This window comes from Amycolatopsis sp. cmx-8-4 (genome assembly GCF_046548675.1).
In the GTDB taxonomy this organism is placed as follows: domain Bacteria; phylum Actinomycetota; class Actinomycetes; order Mycobacteriales; family Pseudonocardiaceae; genus Amycolatopsis.
Map to the genome: position 1 here is coordinate 1 of NZ_JAEBDZ010000019.1, position 17,194 is coordinate 17,194.

23 protein-coding genes and 1 pseudogene are annotated in these 17,194 nt (G+C 71.2%); 16 read left to right on the plus strand and 8 right to left on the minus strand.

What is annotated here, in order from left to right; genetic code table 11:
- Positions 1–115, plus strand: a pseudogene (locus tag ACLJQZ_RS32685) (IS982 family transposase); the annotation flags it as partial.
- A 24-nt stretch (positions 116–139) separates the two neighbouring features.
- On the opposite strand, the gene ACLJQZ_RS32690 reads toward ACLJQZ_RS32685, so the two are convergent.
- On the minus strand, positions 140–715 hold the full coding sequence (locus ACLJQZ_RS32690) for a cob(I)yrinic acid a,c-diamide adenosyltransferase (RefSeq protein WP_410623692.1): 576 nt from the start codon (positions 713–715) through the stop codon (positions 140–142).
- A gap of 61 nt (positions 716–776) precedes the next feature.
- Between ACLJQZ_RS32690 and murA the strand changes: the two genes are divergently transcribed.
- Positions 777–2,051 (plus strand): UDP-N-acetylglucosamine 1-carboxyvinyltransferase, encoded by a 1,275-nt coding sequence (gene murA / locus ACLJQZ_RS32695; RefSeq protein WP_410623693.1) that lies wholly within the window; start codon positions 777–779, stop codon positions 2,049–2,051.
- Positions 2,052–2,055: 4 nt separating this feature from the next.
- Here murA and ACLJQZ_RS32700 read toward each other — a convergent pair whose 3' ends face one another.
- Positions 2,056–2,649 carry a TetR/AcrR family transcriptional regulator gene (locus ACLJQZ_RS32700; protein ID WP_247057094.1) on the minus strand — a complete coding sequence of 198 codons (594 nt, stop codon included), beginning with the start codon at positions 2,647–2,649 and terminating at the stop codon, positions 2,056–2,058.
- A 94-nt stretch (positions 2,650–2,743) separates the two neighbouring features.
- Between ACLJQZ_RS32700 and ACLJQZ_RS32705 the strand changes: the two genes are divergently transcribed.
- The 3 genes from ACLJQZ_RS32705 to ACLJQZ_RS32715 are packed head-to-tail and all read left to right on the plus strand — an operon-like array spanning position 2,744 to position 5,179.
- On the plus strand, positions 2,744–3,181 hold the full coding sequence (locus tag ACLJQZ_RS32705; protein WP_326958200.1) for a nuclear transport factor 2 family protein: 438 nt from the start codon (positions 2,744–2,746) through the stop codon (positions 3,179–3,181).
- On the plus strand, positions 3,174–3,992 hold the full coding sequence (locus ACLJQZ_RS32710) for an ergot alkaloid biosynthesis protein (protein ID WP_410623694.1): 819 nt from the start codon (positions 3,174–3,176) through the stop codon (positions 3,990–3,992). Before ACLJQZ_RS32705 ends, ACLJQZ_RS32710 begins: the two co-directional genes overlap by 8 nt.
- Entirely contained in the window at positions 3,989–5,179 is a 1,191-nt protein-coding gene (locus ACLJQZ_RS32715) for an alpha/beta hydrolase family protein (protein WP_410623695.1), read from the plus strand. The genes ACLJQZ_RS32710 and ACLJQZ_RS32715 overlap by 4 nt, the downstream gene beginning before the upstream one ends.
- Here ACLJQZ_RS32715 and ACLJQZ_RS32720 read toward each other — a convergent pair.
- From ACLJQZ_RS32720 to ACLJQZ_RS32730, 3 genes are all read right to left on the minus strand, one after another.
- On the minus strand, positions 5,176–5,790 hold the full coding sequence (locus ACLJQZ_RS32720) for a LysE family translocator (RefSeq protein WP_410623696.1): 615 nt from the start codon (positions 5,788–5,790) through the stop codon (positions 5,176–5,178). The genes ACLJQZ_RS32715 and ACLJQZ_RS32720 overlap by 4 nt on opposite strands.
- Positions 5,791–6,090: 300 nt before the next feature.
- Complete coding sequence (locus tag ACLJQZ_RS32725) at positions 6,091–6,717, minus strand: LysE family translocator (RefSeq protein ID WP_410623697.1); 627 nt, start codon at positions 6,715–6,717, stop codon at positions 6,091–6,093.
- The gene (locus tag ACLJQZ_RS32730) at positions 6,717–7,346 is read right to left on the minus strand and encodes a LysE family translocator (RefSeq protein WP_410623698.1); all 630 of its coding nucleotides are present in this window, start codon (positions 7,344–7,346) and stop codon (positions 6,717–6,719) included. Before ACLJQZ_RS32730 ends, ACLJQZ_RS32725 begins: the two co-directional genes overlap by 1 nt.
- 154 nt (positions 7,347–7,500) lie before the next feature.
- Here ACLJQZ_RS32730 and ACLJQZ_RS32735 point away from each other — a divergent pair, with 154 nt between their 5' ends.
- The 6 genes from ACLJQZ_RS32735 to ACLJQZ_RS32760 all read left to right on the plus strand — a co-directional run bounded on the left by ACLJQZ_RS32735 (position 7,501) and on the right by ACLJQZ_RS32760 (position 11,330).
- The gene (locus tag ACLJQZ_RS32735; RefSeq protein WP_410623699.1) at positions 7,501–8,022 is read left to right on the plus strand and encodes a PH domain-containing protein; all 522 of its coding nucleotides are present in this window, start codon (positions 7,501–7,503) and stop codon (positions 8,020–8,022) included.
- Between the two features lie 37 nt (positions 8,023–8,059).
- Positions 8,060–8,233 (plus strand): hypothetical protein, encoded by a 174-nt coding sequence (locus ACLJQZ_RS32740; protein ID WP_410623700.1) that lies wholly within the window; start codon positions 8,060–8,062, stop codon positions 8,231–8,233.
- Entirely contained in the window at positions 8,230–8,616 is a 387-nt protein-coding gene (locus ACLJQZ_RS32745) for a hypothetical protein (protein WP_410623701.1), read from the plus strand. The genes ACLJQZ_RS32740 and ACLJQZ_RS32745 overlap by 4 nt, the downstream gene beginning before the upstream one ends.
- Positions 8,617–8,684: 68 nt before the next feature.
- Entirely contained in the window at positions 8,685–8,945 is a 261-nt protein-coding gene (locus tag ACLJQZ_RS32750) for a hypothetical protein (RefSeq protein WP_410623702.1), read from the plus strand.
- Positions 8,942–9,220 carry a hypothetical protein gene (locus tag ACLJQZ_RS32755; protein ID WP_410623703.1) on the plus strand — a complete coding sequence of 93 codons (279 nt, stop codon included), beginning with the start codon at positions 8,942–8,944 and terminating at the stop codon, positions 9,218–9,220. The genes ACLJQZ_RS32750 and ACLJQZ_RS32755 overlap by 4 nt, the downstream gene beginning before the upstream one ends.
- Positions 9,221–9,314: 94 nt before the next feature.
- The gene (locus ACLJQZ_RS32760) at positions 9,315–11,330 is read left to right on the plus strand and encodes a protein meaA (RefSeq protein ID WP_410623704.1); all 2,016 of its coding nucleotides are present in this window, start codon (positions 9,315–9,317) and stop codon (positions 11,328–11,330) included.
- Here ACLJQZ_RS32760 and ACLJQZ_RS32765 read toward each other — a convergent pair.
- Positions 11,323–11,877, minus strand: a complete 555-nt coding sequence (locus ACLJQZ_RS32765) for a cysteine hydrolase family protein (RefSeq protein ID WP_326944118.1) — start codon at positions 11,875–11,877, stop codon at positions 11,323–11,325. The genes ACLJQZ_RS32760 and ACLJQZ_RS32765 overlap by 8 nt on opposite strands.
- A gap of 71 nt (positions 11,878–11,948) precedes the next feature.
- Here ACLJQZ_RS32765 and ACLJQZ_RS32770 point away from each other — a divergent pair, with 71 nt between their 5' ends.
- Both ACLJQZ_RS32770 and ACLJQZ_RS32775 read left to right on the plus strand, forming a co-directional pair.
- The gene (locus ACLJQZ_RS32770; protein WP_410623705.1) at positions 11,949–12,911 is read left to right on the plus strand and encodes a GlxA family transcriptional regulator; all 963 of its coding nucleotides are present in this window, start codon (positions 11,949–11,951) and stop codon (positions 12,909–12,911) included.
- Positions 12,908–13,681 carry an enoyl-CoA hydratase-related protein gene (locus ACLJQZ_RS32775; RefSeq protein ID WP_410623706.1) on the plus strand — a complete coding sequence of 258 codons (774 nt, stop codon included), beginning with the start codon at positions 12,908–12,910 and terminating at the stop codon, positions 13,679–13,681. The genes ACLJQZ_RS32770 and ACLJQZ_RS32775 overlap by 4 nt, the downstream gene beginning before the upstream one ends.
- A 19-nt stretch (positions 13,682–13,700) precedes the next feature.
- On the opposite strand, the gene ACLJQZ_RS32780 is transcribed toward ACLJQZ_RS32775, so the two are convergent.
- The gene (locus ACLJQZ_RS32780; RefSeq protein WP_247057080.1) at positions 13,701–14,249 is read right to left on the minus strand and encodes an NUDIX domain-containing protein; all 549 of its coding nucleotides are present in this window, start codon (positions 14,247–14,249) and stop codon (positions 13,701–13,703) included.
- Positions 14,250–14,285: 36 nt separating this feature from the next.
- Here ACLJQZ_RS32780 and nucS point away from each other — a divergent pair, with 36 nt between their 5' ends.
- A complete protein-coding gene (gene nucS, locus ACLJQZ_RS32785) occupies positions 14,286–14,945 on the plus strand; it encodes an endonuclease NucS (RefSeq protein ID WP_410623707.1) in 660 nt (219 codons plus the stop codon).
- Positions 14,946–15,155, plus strand: a complete 210-nt coding sequence (locus tag ACLJQZ_RS32790) for a DUF1653 domain-containing protein (protein WP_410623708.1) — start codon at positions 14,946–14,948, stop codon at positions 15,153–15,155.
- A 7-nt stretch (positions 15,156–15,162) separates the two neighbouring features.
- Here the strand turns inward: ACLJQZ_RS32790 and ACLJQZ_RS32795 are convergent, their stop codons facing one another.
- The gene (locus tag ACLJQZ_RS32795; RefSeq protein ID WP_410623709.1) at positions 15,163–15,852 is read right to left on the minus strand and encodes a ribosomal protein L7/L12; all 690 of its coding nucleotides are present in this window, start codon (positions 15,850–15,852) and stop codon (positions 15,163–15,165) included.
- A 401-nt stretch (positions 15,853–16,253) separates the two neighbouring features.
- Between ACLJQZ_RS32795 and ACLJQZ_RS32800 the strand changes: the two genes are divergently transcribed.
- On the plus strand, positions 16,254–17,030 hold the full coding sequence (locus tag ACLJQZ_RS32800) for a hypothetical protein (RefSeq protein WP_326944113.1): 777 nt from the start codon (positions 16,254–16,256) through the stop codon (positions 17,028–17,030).
- The last annotated feature ends 164 nt before the right edge of the window (positions 17,031–17,194 follow it).

The following is a 17,194-nucleotide window of genomic DNA, read 5'->3' on the forward strand; positions in this document are numbered from 1 at the left end:
GTCGGGGGTGTTCATCCGTGTCGCGCAGCGTCTGCTGGCGATGGCAGCCGGCATCTGGCACAACTGGCAGACCGGTCTGACCAGCAAAAGGTCACTGATCGCCTACGATCACTAACACCAACTTCACAGAATCAATCATCTAGGAGGGCTGCCCGCCCGGCTGCCACAGCACGTCACCCTCGGGGTTGGCCAGCCGGGCGAGGATGAACAGCAGGTCCGACAGCCGGTTCAGGTACTTCACCGCGATCGGGTTCGTCGTCTCCGGCTCGGCTTCGTACAGCTCCCACGCCGAGCGCTCCGCCCGCCGCGACACCGTGCGCGCCTGGTGCAGGAACGCCGCGCCCGGGGTGCCGCCGGGCAGGATGAACGACGTCAGCTTGGGCAGGCGGTCGTTGAAGTCGTCGCACCAGCCTTCGAGCCGTTCGAGGTACTTCTCGGTGATGCGCAGCGGCGGGTAGGGCGGGTCGTCCTGGATCGGCAGGCACAGGTCGGCGCCGACGTCGAAGAGGTCGTTCTGCAGCACGAGCAGGACATCCGTGATCTCGGCCGGCAGCGCGCCCATCGCGACGGCCAGCCCGATGACGGAGTTCGCCTCGTCGGTGTCGGCGTAGGCGCCCAGCCGGGGCGATGTCTTGGGCACGCGCGACCCGTCGCCGAGCGCCGTCGTGCCGTTGTCGCCGACCTTGGTGTACACGCGGTTGATGCGAACGACCATGAAGCCACCATAGCGGCCCCCGCCCGGGTCGAATCCGGGCGAGAGGGCATGATTGGCGGCCATGAGCGAGCACTTCGACGTGCATGGCGGAGCCCGGCTGGTCGGCGAGGTCGACGTGGTCGGGGCCAAGAACAGCGTGCTGAAGCTGATGGCCGCGGCCCTCCTCGCGGAGGGCACCACGACCATCACGAACTGCCCGCAGATCCTCGACGTCCCGCTGATGGGCGACGTGCTGCGGAGCGTCGGCTGCGAGGTCGTCATCGAGGGCGACACGGCCACGATCACCACGCCGGCCGAGCTGTCCTACCGCGCCGACTCGGCGGCGATGGGCAAGCTGCGCGCGTCCGTCTGCGTGCTGGGACCGCTGGTCGGCCGGCTGAAGCGGGCCGTCGTGGCGCTGCCGGGCGGTGACGCGATCGGCTCGCGGCCGCTGGACATGCACCAGAACGGCCTGCGCAAGCTGGGCGCGACGAGCACCATCGAGCACGGCTGCGTCGTCGCGAAGGCCGAGACGCTGGTCGGCGCGCAGATCTGGCTGGACTTCCCGAGTGTCGGCGCGACCGAGAACATCCTGATGGCCGCTGTCCTCGCCGAGGGCACCACGGTGATCGACAACTGCGCGCGCGAGCCCGAGATCGTCGACATCTGCACGATGCTCGTGGAGATGGGCGCGAAGGTCGAAGGCGCCGGGACGTCGACGCTGACCGTGCACGGCGTGGAGCAGCTGCACCCCACCGAGCACAGCGTGATCGGCGACCGGATCGTGGGCGCCACCTGGGCGTTCGCGGCGTCGATGACCCGCGGCGACCTGACCGTGCGCGGGGTCAACCCGCACCACCTCGACCTGGTGCTGGACAAGCTCCAGCTGGCCGGCGCCGAGGTCACCACGTTCGGCGACAAGGGCTTCCGCATCGTGCAGGCCGAGCGGCCGCAGGCGGTCGACTGGGTGACGCTGCCCTACCCCGGCTTCGCGACCGACCTGCAGCCGTTCGCGGTCGCGCTGTCGGCGGTGTCCGAGGGCACGTCGATGATCACGGAGAACGTCTACGAGGCCCGGTTCCGGTTCATCGAGGAGATGATCCGGCTCTCCGGCGACACCCGCACGGACGGCCACCACGCGGTGGTCCGCGGCGTCGAACGGCTCTCCAGCGCGCCGGTCTGGGCGTCGGACATCCGCGCGGGCGCCGGGCTGGTGCTGGCCGGGCTGTGCGCGGACGGCGTCACCGAGGTCTGGGACGTCTTCCACATCGACCGCGGCTACCCGCACTTCGTCGAGAACCTGAACCGCCTCGGGGCGCGCATCGAGCGCGTCAGCGGCGAACCCGCCCGCACGTAGCCCGTCAGACGTCCTGCGCGCCCAGCGCGCGCAGGACGTACTCCACCAGCCGGTCCAGGTAGTCCGGCTCCACCGGGGCCCGGCGGACCACCATGCGCCAGTAGATCGGCGCGCCCAGGACGTCCATCGCCATCTCGACGTCGAGATCCGCCGGCAGCTCGCCGCGGTCCATCGCGCGGCGCAGCATCACCTCCGCGCGGTCGCGGCGCGGGCCGCCGATGCTGGTGCGCGCGCTTTCGGCCATCTCGGGGTTTCGCGCGCCCTCGGCGACGAGGTCCGGCAGGATCCGCGAGAACACCGGGTGCGTGAGCCAGTCGATCATCGCCTGCAGCGTCACGCGCAGGTCGCCGCGCAGTGAGCCGGTGTCTTCGAGCACCGCGCGCGACACGCTGAACTCCGCGACGACCGCGGTGATCATCTCGTGCTTCGACGTCCACCGCCGGTACAGCGCGCTCTTGCCGACGCCGGCCCGTTTCGCCACCGCTTCCATCGACAGCCGCCCGTAGCCCTGCTCGGCGAGCTCGTGCAGCACCGCGTCCGTGATGGCCTGCGTGACTTCGGGCTGGAGGACCGCGGCGCCGGTCGGGGTGCGTGCCATGACGCGCAGTGTATCGGGTGGACGGAACGGTACCGTCCCGTCTACAGTGACGTCGGGACGGTACCGTATCGTCCAAACGCTGAAGGAGGCATCCGTGCGACCGAGCGAACTCGTCGAGCACGCGCTCGACCTGCTGGTGAAGCACGACATGGCCGGGTTCGCCGGGCTGTGGGCCGAGGACGGCGTCCTCGAGTTCCCGTTCGCCGCGGCGGGCTACCCGGCCCGCGTCGAGGGCCGGGACGCCATCGCCGACTACCTGCGGGGCTACCCGGACCTGCTCGACGTCCGCGCGATCACCGCGAAGACCGTGCACGAGACCGCCGACCCGGGCGTGGTGGTCGTGGAGATGACCGCGGCCGGTGTTGTCGTCGCGTCGCAGAAGCCGTACGAGCTGTCCTACATCGCCGTGCTGACGGTCGAAGACGGCGAGATCCGGCGCTACCGCGACTACTGGAGCCCGCTCGCCGCGGCCGAGCTGATGGGCGGCGTCGACGAGCTGACCGCGGCGTTCGCCGGGAGCGACCGTGGCTGACGTCCTGGTCCTCGGCGGCACCGGCACCACCGGCGGCCGGGTCGTCGCGGGCCTGCGCGCCCTCGGCGTCACGGCGCGGGCCGCCACGCGCAAGGTGAGCGAACCCGGCCAGGTGCGCTTCGACTGGACCGACCGCACCACCCACGCCGCCGCGCTGCACGACGTTTCCGCCGTGTACCTGCTCGCCCCGATCGGCGAGGCCGAGCCCGCGCGGCTCGTCGAACCGTTCCTGGCGGACGCGCTCGACGCCGGCGTCCGGCGGGTCGTGCTGCTCAGCTCGTCGGCCGTCACCGCGGACTCGCCCGGCCTCGGCGAGCTGCAGCGCCTGGTGCGCGCCGCGCCGGAGTACGCCGTGTTGAAGCCGTCGTGGTTCATGCAGAACTTCACCGGCGAGCACCTGGTCGCCCAAGGCGTGCGGGACGGCGAGATCGTCACCGCCACCGGGGACGGCCGGGTGGCGTTCGTCGACGCCGGCGACATCGCGGCGGTCGCCGTCCGCGCGCTGACCGACGCCGAACCGCACAACACCGAACACGTGCTCACCGGCCCTTCGGCGGTGAGCTACGCCGAAGCCGCCGAGATCGTCGCCGCGCACACCGGACGTCCGGTGCGGCACCGCGCGGTGAGCACCGCCGAGTTCGCCGCTTTGGTTACCGCGTCCGGGATTCCCGCCGAGTTCGCCGCCGTTCTCGCCGCGCTCGACGAGGACATCCGCCGCGGCACCGAAGACCGCGTCACCCCGGCCGTCGAAGAGGTCACCGGCCGGCCCGCTCGTTCGTTCCGCACGTTCGTGGAGGAGGAAATCCGATGAAGCAGCTCATGTTCACCGAGGACCCGCAGTTCTGGTTCGAGACCCTGCGCCTGTTCGGCCACGCGGCCTACGGCGGTTCGGACTTCGGCGAGGTGCTCGCGGCGGCGTCGACCGTGACGCCGGGGGACTACGACAGCTGGCACGACGCCTACCGCGCCCTGGCCGACCGGTTGTACGCCGAAGCGGCCGACGCGAGCCCGGTCACCGCGCGGGACCTGCTGCTGCGCGCGTCGACGTACTACTTCTCGGCGGACTTCTTCCTGCACGGCGACCCGGCGGACCCGCGGATCGCGGCGGCGTACGAGCGCAGCGTCGAGTGCTTCCGGCGCGCGGGCGTCGCCGAGCCGGTCGAAATCCCGTACGACGGCACGGTGTTGCAGGGCTACTTCTACCGCGCGCCCGGCGCCGGGCCGAAGCCGGTCCTGGTGATGCACAGTGGTTTCGACGGCAGCGCCGAGGAACTCCACTTCTTCGGCGCGGCGTCCGGCGCCGAGCGCGGCTACCACGTCCTGACCTTCGACGGCCCCGGCCAGCCGGGCGCGATGCACCGCGACAAGCTCGTGTTCCGTCCGGACTGGGAGCACGTCGTCACGCCGGTGGTGGACTTCGTGCTCGGCCTCGACGGCGTCGACCCGGCGCGGATCGCGTTGCTGGGCGTCAGTTTGGGCGGCGAGCTCGCGCCGCGCGCGGCGGCGTTCGAGCCGCGGCTGGCGGCGGTGATCGCGGTCGACGGCGTCTACGACGCGGGCTCCGCGGTGACGTCGATGCTGCCGTGGGACCGCGACGAGATCGTCCGCCGCGCGAACGCCGAGCACGACGAGGAGTTCGACGCGCTGCTCGCGGCCGGACGGCAGGCCAGCTCGACGCTGCGCTGGGCGTGCGACCACGGCCGGTACGTCCTGGGCGCGGCGACGGACCGCGAGTTCGTCGCGAAGTACCTCGAGTACACCCTCGACGGCGGCATCGCCGAGAAGATCGCGTGCCCGACGCTGATCTGCGAAGCGGCGGACGACCTGTTCTTCGCCGGTGAGACGGAAACCGAGCCGCGCCGGCTGTACGAGCACGTGACGGCGCCGAAGACGTTGCTGACGTTCACGGCGGAGGAAGGCGCGGACGCCCACTGCCACGTCGGCGCCCAGCGGCTCGCGACCGGCCGCGTCTACGACTGGCTGGACCGCACGCTCTAGCTTTCGACGGCGAGCGCGGCCCCGAAACCAAGCAGCGCGGCGCCGGTGACACCGTCGAGGGTGCGGCGGACCCGGCGCCGCAGCAGCCACGCGCGAATCCGGTGCACCCCGGCGACGATGACGAGCTGCCACAGCGTCGCGAGCACCCCGACGGTCCCGGCGAGCACCAGCGATTCGGCGACGGTCGAGTCCGGTGTGAGGAACTGCGGCAGCATCGAGAGGTAGAAGACGAGGACCTTCGGATTGGTGAGGTTGCAGAGAAAGCCCTCACGCCACCGCCGCTCACCGCGGGGCGTGCCGGCGGCGAGCGCCCGGTAGTCCCCACGCCACGCGGCGACGAGCGCCTTGACGCCGAGATAACCGAGGTAGCCGGCACCGGCCCAGCGCAGAGCTTCGAAAACGGGTTCGGACCGGACGATCACGGCACTCAACCCGAGCGCGGCGGCCAGGCCTTGCGCGAGGTTCCCGGACCCGATGCCGAGAGCGGTCAGCACCCCGCCCCGCCGCCCGCCGGCGAGCGAGTTCTTGAGCACCAGCGCGGTATCCGGCCCGGGCACGACGAGCATGAGAAAGACGAAGAGCAGGTAGGTGCCGTAGGTTCCCCAGGTCATGCCGTCGAGGCTAGGACGCACGGCGGCCGTTGTCGCCGGATCCCGGGATGCGGTCCCGCCGGGCGCTGCCGAGGCTGTCACGACGCCCCGTGGAGCAGTGGCCGCCCGGGCCCCGCCCCCACCCTCCTCCAGGGGGGCGTGCCCAAGTCCAGTCTATCGGCGTGGACCGACCGGACCGGCCGTGAAGCGGTTTTCGCGCCGAGTTGTCCACATCGGGCGAGGCCTGTGGACAAGACGTGGACCCGGCTCGCGCGGTGGCCGGACGGGTCTCGGAAAGCGTCGCTCCGGGAGCGGGCGACGTCAGCCTTCGAGGGCCAGCGCCGCGCCGAAGCCGAGCAACGCCGTTCCGGTGACGCCGTCCATGGCGCGGCGCACCTTCCGCTGCCGCAACCAGCTGCGGACCCGGTGCACGAACAGGAGAAGCAGCACCTGCCACACCACGCCGAGGGCGGCGACGGTGTACGCCAGCAGCAGCGCGTCGCCCTGGTCCGTCACGCCCGGGGTCAGGAACTGCGGCAGCACCGACAGGTACAGCACGATCACCTTGGGGTTGGTGATGTTGGAGAGGAACCCTTCGCGGAACCGCCGGGCGTGGGACGCGCGGGCCCGGCGGACGTCGTCGAGCGCTTCGTAGTCCCCGCGCCAGGCGCCGCGCAGGGCCTGGACGCCCAGGTACACCAGGTAGGCCGCGCCGAGCCACTTCACCGTCACGAACACCGGCTGGTAGCGGGTGATCACCGCGCCCAGCCCGAGCGCGGCCGCCGTGCCCTGCAGGAAGTTCGCGACGCTGATGCCGCCGCACGCCCAGCCGCCGCCCCGCGCGCCGCCGGTGAGCGCGTTCTTCAGCACCACCATGGTGTCCGGGCCCGGCATCATCGCCAGCAACGCCATCATCGCCGCGAACCCGGCGTAGGTGCTCCACGTCATCAGGACTCCAGGGCGAGGGCGGCGCCGAACCCGACCAGCGCGGTGCCGGTGACGCCGTCCAGCGTCCGGCGGACCCGGCGACGGCCCAGCCACGCGCGCACGCGGTGCACGAACACCAGCAGTACCAGCAGCCACAGCCCGCCGATCACGGCGGTGGTGTAGGCCAGCGCGAGCGCGTCCCACGTCGTCGTGTGCCCGGGGTCGAGGAACTGCGGCAGGACCGACAGGTACAGCACCAGCACCTTCGGGTTGGTGACGTTGGAGAGGATTCCCTCGCGGAACCGCCGGAAACCCCCGCCGCGACGGCGTTGCTGCGTCTGCTCGACGACGTCGTAGTGCCCGCGGAAGGCGCCGCGCAACGCCTGGAAGCCGAGGAAGACGAGGTAGGCCGCGCCGACCCACTTGAGGGCGAGGAACACCGGCTGCGACTTCGCGATGAGCACGCCGAGCCCGAGCGCGGCGGCGCTGCCCTGCACGACGTTCCCGGTGAGGATCCCGAGCGACGCGAGCAGCCCGCCCCGGAAGCCGCCGGACAGCGCGTTCTTCAGCATCACCATCGTGTCCGGCCCCGGCGCGAGCACGATCAGGACCACGATGAGCAGGTAACTCCCGTACACACTCCACGTCACGGCTATGCACGCTAATCGACGGATCTCGCTCCGGTCTCGCGGATTTCCGTCACAGCGACAGCCCTTCGGAACCGGGCGCGCACAGAGGGTGCGCGGGCCCGCACGGCGCGCGCGGCATTCGGCGCCGGACACCTCGGCAGAGTAGTGTTCGGCCATGTCAGCAGGGGAAATCGATCTTCTACCCGGTGAGCGCGTGCTCTGGGCGGGCGAGCCGGTCCAGCGCCCGTTCTACGTCGCCGCGGACGGGGTGATCGCCCCCGCCGGGCTCGTGGTAGCCGCGGTCGCACTCTGGTTCCTGCTCACCAAAGAACCCACCGGTCTCGCCATGGGCGGTGGCGTCGTCGTGCTGGTGGCCGGCTTGTACGGCGCGGTCGGCCGGTCCGCCGTCCGCTACCTCGCGCTCGGCCGGACGACCTACGCCGTGACGGACAGCCGGATCATCGCGCGCTCGGGCCTGTTCCGGCAGAAGGAACGGTCCAGCGAACTGGCCGGCCTGTCGGCGCCGGTCCTCAAGCCCGGCCGATCGAGCACGGGCACCTTCGCCTTCCCCGAGCCCGGTTCGGTGACGCTGATGGGCGTCGGCGAACCCAAGCGCGTCCGCGACCTGCTGACCAAGGCCATCGACGAGGCGAAGAGCCGCCAGGCCCCGCCGGAACCGGACAGTTCGGCCGCCTGAAGGGCAACCCGGACACCCGCCGGAGCGTGCCTCAGGTATGGAGGCCTACACCGGTGAACAGGTGCTGTGGACGGGAAAGCCGGTCCACCGGCCGCTCTTGAACCGCCACGACCACAACGCCGTGCTGATCGGGGCCGTGGTGCTCGCGGTCGTGGGTACTTCGCGGCGGACAAGGCCGCCGCCGAAAGACCGCACGCGCTCCTGGCGATGATCGGGTGCGGTGGCCTGCTGCTCTTCCAGCTCGGCTCGCGGGCCGTGCAGCTCAGGCGCCTGACCTACGTGCTCACCGACCGCCGGCTGGTCGTCGACGCCGGTGCCGTGTGGCGGCGCACGCGGACCCAGCCCCTCACGGAGCTGGACGTGCCGGTCGTCGTGCCGGAGCGCGGCGGCGCGGGGACGATCACCTTCGGCCCGGTCGACCCGCGTCTCGTGGCCGCGGCGCGGTACGGCGCCCACCGGATCAAGGCCGTGCCCCTCCCGATCGTGCTGACGGGCATCGCCGAACCGGAGCGAGTACGCGCCCTGTTCGTCGAGGCGATCGGCGAGGCCCGGCGCAAGCAGGCGGCCGGCGAACCGGGCGACTCGCTCTTCTGACCCGAACCAGGCAACCACCCGGTCCACACGTGCGTGTTCCCACTGCTTACTGGGGAGTGGAGGCCACGGTGGACCTGCCGATGAACGTGCTGATGCCGGGAGAACGCCTGCTGTGGTCGGGCCGGCCGCAGCGCGTCGTGTTCGACGGCCAAGACTGGTACCGCCTGGTCTTCGGTCTGGTCTGGGGGTCGCTGGCACTGGGGACCCCGCTGTCCGCGCACGGGCGGCTCTTGCTCGTCTCGCCGATCTTCGCCGCGTTCGGGCTCGCGGTCGCCTGGGGCCCGATCGTCATCCGGCAACGGCTCTGCGCCGCGCGGTGTACGCCGTGACCGACCGGCGGGTCGTGGTGGCCGATCGTGTCTCGGGCCGGATTCGCGCCTCGGCGTACCTGGGCGCGCTGCCGCCGCCGGCGGTGCGGGCCGGGCGCGACGGCGTCGGCGCCGTCACCTTCGGGAGCACCGACGGCCTGCTGGGGTCGTTGACCGGGGCCGCGAACCCGGCGGCGTTCCTGGCTCGGTCCGTGCGGCTGGTCGGCCTGCCCGACGCCGAGTACGTCCGTGACCTGATCGCGCAGGTCCAGGCCCGGCCGTGGGCCGCCGGCTGAGCGCGGGTCGTCACCCGGACGTGTCCGATTCCACTCCGCCGCTTAAGTTACCGGCCGGTACACTTCATGGGTCGACCAGCGCCGGAGGTGCACAGTGCCGTACCCATCCGACCACGAGCGGGATCGCCCGTGGGTGATGCGCACGTACGCGGGGCACTCCTCCGCGGCCGCGTCGAACGAGCTCTACCGGCGCAACCTCGCGAAGGGGCAGACCGGGCTCTCCGTCGCCTTCGACCTCCCGACCCAGACGGGCTACGACCCGGACCACCAGCTCAGCCGCGGTGAGGTCGGCAAGGTCGGCGTGCCCGTGTCGCACATCGGCGACATGCGGCGGCTCTTCGATGGCATCCCGCTCGCCGAGGCCAACACGTCGATGACCATCAACGCGCCGGCCATGTGGCTGCTCGCGCTGTACGTCTCCGTCGCGCGCGAGCAGGCCGAAGCCGAGGGCCGGGACGTCGACGAGGTGCTCGCGAAGCTCACCGGCACCACGCAGAACGACATCATCAAGGAGTACCTGTCCCGCGGGACCTACATCTTCCCGCCGGGCCCGAGCCTGCGGCTGATCACGGACATGATCGCGTGGACCGTGCACCACGTGCCGAAGTGGAACCCGATCAACATCTGCAGCTACCACCTGCAGGAGGCCGGCGCGACGCCGACGCAGGAGGTCGCGTACGCGCTGTGCACCGCGATCGCCGTGCTCGACGCCGTCCGCGACTCCGGGCAGGTCGACCCGGCCGACATGGGCAAGGTCGTCGCGCGGATCTCGTTCTTCGTCAACGCCGGTGTCCGGTTCGTCGAGGAGATGTCCAAGATGCGCGCGTTCACCGCGCTCTGGGACGAGATCACGCGGGATCGTTACGGCGTAACGGATCCGAAGGCCCGCCGGCTGCGTTACGGCGTCCAGGTCAACTCGCTCGGGCTCACCGAAGCCCAGCCCGAGAACAACGTCCAGCGGATCGTGCTGGAGATGCTCGCGGTGTCGCTCTCCCGCGGCGCGCGGGCCCGCGCGATCCAGCTGCCGGCGTGGAACGAGGCGCTCGGCCTGCCCCGGCCGTGGGACCAGCAGTGGGCGCTGCGGATGCAGCAGGTGCTCGCCTTCGAGACGGACTTGCTGGAGTACGAAGACATCTTCGACGGCTCGCACGTCATCCAGGCCAAGGTCGACGAGATCATGGCCGGCGCGCGCGAGGAGATCGCCCGCGTCCAGGACGTCGGTGGCGCGGTCGCCGCGGTCGAGAGCGGCTACATGAAGTCGCAGCTGGTCGGGTCGCTGGCCGAGTACCGCCGCGGGATGGAGAACGGCGAGCGGGTGCTGGTCGGGGTCAACAAGTTCGCGACGACCGAGCCGTCGCCGCTGCAGGCCGAGGGCGCGAAAGCGATCGAGACGATCGACCCGGCCGTCGAGAAGGAAGCCGTCGCGGCGCTCGAGGAGTGGCGCGGCCGGCGGGACAGCGACGCCGTCGAGCGGTCGCTGGCCACCTTGAAGGAAACTGCGCGGACGTCCGAAAACCTCTTCGAGGCCACTGTGGACTGTGCGCGGGCCGGCGTGACCACCGGCGAGTGGTCCGGCGCGCTGCGCGAGGTGTTCGGCGAATACCGGGCGCCCACCGGGGTTTCCGCGACCGCCGCGGGTGGCGGCGACCCGGGGATCGAGCGGGTGCGCGCCCGCGTCCGCGCCACCGAGGCGGAACTGGGCGAGCGGCTGCGGATCCTGGTCGGCAAGCCGGGGCTCGACGGGCACTCCAACGGCGCCGAGCAGGTCGCCGTCCGCGCCCGCGACGTCGGCTTCGAGGTCGTCTACCAGGGCATCCGGCTGACGCCCGAGCAGATCACCGCGGCCGCCGTGCAGGAAGGCGTGCACGTCGTCGGGCTGTCGGTGCTGTCCGGCTCGCACCTCGAGGTCGTGCCGCACGTCGTCGACGGCCTGCGGGCCGCGGGCGCGGGTGACGTGCCGGTGATCGTCGGCGGGATCATCCCGCCCGACGATGCCGCGTTGCTCACCGAACGCGGCATCGCGCGGGTGTTCACGCCCAAGGACTACGAGCTGACCGGCATCATGGACGGCATCGTCTCGCTCATCCGGGAGCGCCACGGCCTCAGCTGAGGCCCGCCAGGATGTCCTTCGTGGACTTGACGGTGGCGAACTGGTTGTGCAGGTTCGCCGCCGTGACGCGGTACAGCTCGTCGGCGGTGACGACGTCGCCGTCCACGCCCGGCAGGTCGAACGTGAACGTCGCGTCGAGCGCGAAAGTCACGTCATAGCCGAGGTTCCCGCCCATCCGCGCGGTGGTCTCGCAGCAGAAGTTCGTCTGGATGCCGGCGAGCACGAAGCTCGTGATGCCGCGCTTGCGCAGCCACGCGTCGAGGTCGACGTCGCCGATGAACGCCGAGTTGACCCGCTTGCCGAACACCAGGTCGGGGCGCGCGCCGTCGAGCTCGGGCTTGAAGTCGTTGCCCGGCTGGCCGGGCCGCAGCGACGACTTCGGCCCCGTCGAGTCGTGGTGCACCAGCACCACCGGCAGCCGCCGCTCCTGCCACGCGTCGAGCAGGGCCTTGATGTTCGCTTCGGCGCCGGGGTTGTTGCGCGGTCCCCAGACGGGCTCGTCGAACCCGCGCTGGACGTCGATCAGGATGAGTGCCGTTTCGGTCATGACGTCGAGTTTCGCCGTTCCGTGACGTCCAGGGGAGTGGCAGAAGACGCGCGATGCGGTACTTTTCTGCCATGCGCACGATCGGCGTCCTGCTCCTGCCCGGCACCCGGATGTTCGACCTGGCGGTGATCGGCGAGGTCTGGGGCCAGGACCGCACCGACAGCGGGATCGGCCCGTTCACCCTGCGGCTGTGCAGCCCGGGCCGGGTCCGCACGGCCGTCTCGCCGTTCGGCGACGTCGCGGCCACGCACGGCCTGGCCGGGCTCGACGGCTGCGACCTCGTCCTGGCGCCGGGCCGCGACGACCCGCTCGCTCCGGTGCCTTCTGCCGCCGGCGCGGCCCTGCGGCGGGCGCACCGCGCGGGGACGACGGTGGCGGCGCTGTGCTCGGGTGCGTTCACGCTGGCCGCCGCCGGCCTGCTCGACGGCCGCGCGGCGACCACGCACTGGCGCGACTTCGACGCCCTGACCGTCGCCGCGCCGCGCGCCGACCTGCAGCGCGACGTGCTCTACACCGACGACAGCGGCGTCCTGACCTCGGCGGGCGTCGTCGGTGGCCTCGACCTCTGCCTGTACCTGGTCCGCCGGGACCACGGCGCGGACGTCGCCGCCGCGCTCGCGCGCCGGCTGGTGATGCCGCCGGCGCGCGAAGGCGGGCAGCGCCAGTACGTCGACAACCCGCTGCCGCCGGCGACCGCCCAGCCGGGTATGGCGTCCACAATGGACTGGGCGCTGGCCCGGATCGGCGACGACATCGGCGTCGAGGACCTGGTCGGGCACGCGCGGATGAGCGAGCGGACGTTCCACCGGGAGTTCGCCGCGGCCACCGGCGTGACGCCGGGACGCTGGCTGCGCGTCCAGCGCGTCCGGTACGCGCGGCGATTGCTGGAAACGACCGAGCTGCCGGTCGAACGGGTCGCGCAGCGCTCCGGCCTGGGCACCGCGGCGAACCTGCGGCGCCGGATGCGGGCCGAGGTCGGCGTCGGCCCGGACAGTTACCGGCGCACGTTCCGAAGGGTTACCGTCGGGGCATGACCGAGTACGAGCACATCCTGGTCAAGCGCGACGGCGACACCGTCACGATCACCATGAACCGCGCGGCACGGCGCAACTCGCTGTCCGCGGACCACCTCGCCGAGCTGCTGGCCGCGTTCCGCGAGGCCGGGACGTCCGACGCGACGGGTATCGTGCTGGCCGGCGCCGGCCCGGTGTTCTCCGCCGGCCACGACTTCGGCGACGTCGCCGCGCGCGACCTGATGGGCGCGCGCGAGCTGCTGACGTTGTGCACGGACCTGATGCGCACGATGCAGTCGGTGCCGCAGGTCGTCATCGCGCGGGTGCACGGCCTGGCCACCGCCGCGGGCTGCCAGCTGGTGGCCTCGTGCGACCTCGCCATCGCCGCCGAATCGGCGGGCTTCGCGCTCCCGGGCGGCAAGGGCGGCTGGTTCTGCCACACCCCGGCGGTCCCGGTGGCGCGCTCGATCGGCCGCAAGCGCCTGATGGAGCTGGCGCTGACCGGCGACGTCGTCGACGCGCCGACCGCGCTCGACTGGGGCCTGGTCAACCGCGTCGTGCCGGACGAGCAGCTGGACGACGCCGTCGCGGAGCTGCTCGCGCGGGCGACGCGGGGCAGCCGGGCGAGCAAGGCGATGGGCAAGGTGACGCTGTACGCCCAGCTGGACCGGCCCGAGGCCGACGCGTACGCGATCGCGCTGGAGGTCATGGCCTCGGCGTCGCAGCTGCCCGGCGCCCGCGAAGGCATGGCCGCGTTCCTGGAGAAGCGCAAGCCCTCCTGGCCCGACTGAGCACGCCTTTCGGCGAGAGTCACCTGATCGGGTACCGCTCGGCGAGCATGAGCTGGGCCCACGCGGCCAGCGACTGCGCGTCGGTCATCTCCCCGGTGAGGATCATCTTCTCGACGTCGGCGCGGGTGAACCAGGCGCTGCGCATGTCCTGCTCTTCGATCTCGCGCTCCGGCTCGCCCTCGGTGAGCTCGGTGGCGAGGAACACCCAGCCGCGCTGGCTGCTCATCCCGGCCGCGACGTCGAGCCGGCCGAGCGTCACCATCGAGCCGGCGCGCAGCCCGGTCTCCTCGCGCAGCTCACGGGCCGCGAGCTCGCCGGGCGGCACGTCGGCCAGGTCGGGTGCGGTGCCCTGCGGGAACTCCCAGCGGCGCTCGCCGAGCGGGTAGCGGAACTGCTCGACCAGCCGGAACCGGTCGCCGTCCTGGGCGATGACGAGCGCGTACGCCGGTTTGTCGATCACGCCGTAGATGCCGGCCGAGCCGTCGAGACGGCGGATTTCGTCCTCCCGGACGGTCATCCAGTTGTTCCGGTACACCTCGCGGGACGCGACACGCTGAATGGGGTCCACCAGACCAGTATCCCGGACCTGTCCTACCCTCCTCGGGTGCGTCTCGTGATCGCGCGGTGCCAGGTCGACTACGCCGGCCGGCTGACCGCCCACCTGCCGATGGCTACCCGGCTGCTGCTCGTGAAGTCCGACGGCTCGGTGTCGGTCCACTCCGATGACCGCGCGTACAAGCCGTTGAACTGGATGAGCCCGCCCTGCTGGCTGATCGAGGACGGCAAGATCTGGATCGTGGAGAACAAGCAGGGCGAGAAGCTGGTGATCTCGATCGAGGAGATCTTCCACGACTACTCCCAGGCTCTGGGCGCGGAACCGGGCCTGCAGAAGGACGGCGTCGAAGCGCACCTGCAGGCACTGCTGGCCGAGCACATCAAGACCCTCGGCGACGGCTACACCCTGGTCCGCCGCGAGTTCCCCACGCCGATCGGCCCGGTCGACATCATGGCCCGCGACGCCGACGGCAAGTCGGTGGCGGTGGAGATCAAGCGCCGCGGTGAGATCGACGGCGTCGAGCAGCTGACGCGCTACCTGGAGCTGCTGAACCGCGACCCGCTGCTGGCCCCGGTGCAGGGCGTGTTCGCGGCCCAGGTCATCAAGCCGCAGGCGCGCACGCTGGCGGAGGACCGCGGGATCCGCTGCCTGACCCTGGACTACGACGAGCTGCGCGGCATCGAGTCCGACGAGTTCCGGCTGTTCTGAGTGGTGCAGCCCGGCCGCTACGTCCACTACAAGGGCAACGAGTACGAGGTGCTCGGCGTCGCGTCGCACAGCGAGACCGAGGAACAACTGGTCGTGTACCGCGCGCTCTACGGCGAGCGGGGCCTGTGGGTGCGCCCGGAAGCGATGTTCACCGAGACGGTCGGGACTCCGGGCGGCCCGGTGCCGCGCTTCCGCCGGGTGACTTCCTGAGCCACCTTCACCACAGTTCGACGGTCGCTCCGGCGCTCTCGAGTGCCCGCCGCGCCGCTTCGGCTTGTTCCGCCGGCACCTGCTGAAGCAGGATCGACGGTGTACCGGTGACCAGCTCCTTGGCGTCCACGACGCCGAGTCCCCGAACCAGCTGCCGCACCGCCCGGACGACCTCCACCTGCCGGCCGCCGGCGTCGACCAGCGCCACGTCGAGCCGCGTGGAGCCGTTCGAGTGCCGGTCGTTCTTGGCCTTTGCGGGCCGAGGGCCGGTGCCGGCTTGTTCGTTCAGCAGATCGGCGAACTCGCGTGCCTCGCGCATGGCCCGCGGGTTCTTCCGCAAGGAGACCGCGCGGATGATCGCGGTTTCCGGTCCTTCGATGATCAGCAGGACTTCGCCGTCGTACTCCTTCTTCCTCGCGGCCAGCGCGAGCACACCGAGGAACAGCACACGCGGGACGGTCACCCGGTCGTTGCGCCCGTACCGGGTTTCCACGCGGGCGGACAGGCCGTGAAGGGGGTGCCGCAGAACAGTGGATCCGGCGGTTTCGACGAGGGCGGACGCCGTCAGGCGCAGGCCCTGGTGGATCCCGACGACATCATCGGTGTCGTCGGCCGGGTTCGCGAAGAGGTGTTTCACGGCCACGGCGCACAGGAAGATCACGAAGAGGATGACGACGACGGCCAGTGGTGGTGACACAGGATTCCTCCGGGCGCTCCGGTGGCGGGAAGACGCACCTGAGTCGCTTCACTCGTCGCCGCTGTTACGGTGATGCCGAATCGATGCCGTATTCGTGTATCTGATTCGGCTGCCATTACTCCGGCCGGGGAATTGTTGACCGGATAGCACGCGTTGCGGTGGGCCGATCATTTCATCCGACTTATCTTAATGCGCTGTTCGGGTGAGGTGCGGATCCATTGAGTCCGGCTCGTGGGATACTCGATTCGAGGGGTTCCGCCGGTACGTCCGGCGTGGCCGGAGGGTGGTGCGCTCGGCCGTCTTTCTTCGTCGTGCCAACGTTTGTTTCCGCCTTTGAGCTCGGTGTGCGCATGCCCTCCGGCCGATGTGCGCGCGTTTTCGCCTGCACGGAGGAGGAAGTCATGCGTTATCGCCCGCTCGGTTCCGATCCGCTCGACCCGCGGCTGGGCCGGTTCATTCCGGACGACTGGGAGCACGTCGAACGGTATCCGTTGTCGGCGCTCGCCGATGACGACCGGCCGACGCGGTCGCCCGTCGTCATCGGGGTCAACTGGTACTCCGCTTTCGACACGCCGGAGCAGGACGAGAAGTCCGGCGAATTCTTCATCGCGAAGGCGGGCGCCGACGCGCTCGGCCGGATCCGCGGCGGGCACTGCGTCTGCCTCGAACCGGGCGGCACCCCGGACACCGACGCCAACTACGCCTTCTACGACCAGGGCGCGGAAGGCGCCTGCGTCGGCTTCGGCTGGTCGCGGTGCATGTCGCTGTTCAACGGCGGCGAGTACACCGCCCGCTGGCTCTGGGACGCGGCCAAGAAGGGCGACGAGTGGCCCGAGACCAACCCCGGTGACGACAACGGCACCTCCGTCCGCGCCGGCGCCGAGGTGCTCAAGGACGCCGGGCACGTCCTCTGGGACGACTCGTACAAGAACGACGACTGGGAGGCGCGGGAGAAGTACGTCCCCGACGCCAAGCAGGGCATCGCGGCCTTCCGCTGGGCCAAGTCGGTCGACGACGTGCACGCCGTCCTCGGCAACCCGCGGGCCGACGAGCTCGGCGCGGTGCCGCTGCTCAACTCGTGGGGTCCGGAGTACCCGCACCGCACCTACCTGCCCGACGACGTGCTCGCCCGGCTGATCGACGAGGAGGGCGAGATCGCCGTTCCGACCGATCGATGATCGGCAACTGAGCCGCTCCCGCGGCGCAGAGGGCGCGTTTCCGCTGGTCGCTGACCCGGAAACGCGTCCTCTGTGCACAGTGGACACGTCAGCGTGCCGACCCTGAATCCATGCAGTACTGTCCGGATCCGACAGGACAGTGGTGATTCCTGTCGGTTGTTGTC

What these genes read in the sequence shown, in the direction of transcription:
- ACLJQZ_RS32690 (WP_410623692.1), bottom strand. Translation starts at nt 715, where the DNA reads ATGGTCGTTCGCATCAACCGCGTGTACACCAAGGTCGGCGACAACGGC.
- murA (WP_410623693.1), top strand. Translation starts at nt 777, where the DNA reads ATGAGCGAGCACTTCGACGTGCATGGCGGAGCCCGGCTGGTCGGCGAG.
- ACLJQZ_RS32700 (WP_247057094.1), bottom strand. Translation starts at nt 2,649, where the DNA reads ATGGCACGCACCCCGACCGGCGCCGCGGTCCTCCAGCCCGAAGTCACG.
- ACLJQZ_RS32715 (WP_410623695.1), top strand. Translation starts at nt 3,989, where the DNA reads ATGAAGCAGCTCATGTTCACCGAGGACCCGCAGTTCTGGTTCGAGACC.
- ACLJQZ_RS32720 (WP_410623696.1), bottom strand. Translation starts at nt 5,790, where the DNA reads ATGACCTGGGGAACCTACGGCACCTACCTGCTCTTCGTCTTTCTCATG.
- ACLJQZ_RS32725 (WP_410623697.1), bottom strand. Translation starts at nt 6,717, where the DNA reads ATGACGTGGAGCACCTACGCCGGGTTCGCGGCGATGATGGCGTTGCTG.
- ACLJQZ_RS32735 (WP_410623699.1), top strand. Translation starts at nt 7,501, where the DNA reads ATGTCAGCAGGGGAAATCGATCTTCTACCCGGTGAGCGCGTGCTCTGG.
- ACLJQZ_RS32740 (WP_410623700.1), top strand. Translation starts at nt 8,060, where the DNA reads ATGGAGGCCTACACCGGTGAACAGGTGCTGTGGACGGGAAAGCCGGTC.
- ACLJQZ_RS32745 (WP_410623701.1), top strand. Translation starts at nt 8,230, where the DNA reads ATGATCGGGTGCGGTGGCCTGCTGCTCTTCCAGCTCGGCTCGCGGGCC.
- ACLJQZ_RS32765 (WP_326944118.1), bottom strand. Translation starts at nt 11,877, where the DNA reads ATGACCGAAACGGCACTCATCCTGATCGACGTCCAGCGCGGGTTCGAC.
- ACLJQZ_RS32770 (WP_410623705.1), top strand. Translation starts at nt 11,949, where the DNA reads ATGCGCACGATCGGCGTCCTGCTCCTGCCCGGCACCCGGATGTTCGAC.
- ACLJQZ_RS32775 (WP_410623706.1), top strand. Translation starts at nt 12,908, where the DNA reads ATGACCGAGTACGAGCACATCCTGGTCAAGCGCGACGGCGACACCGTC.
- ACLJQZ_RS32800 (WP_326944113.1), top strand. Translation starts at nt 16,254, where the DNA reads ATGCGTTATCGCCCGCTCGGTTCCGATCCGCTCGACCCGCGGCTGGGC.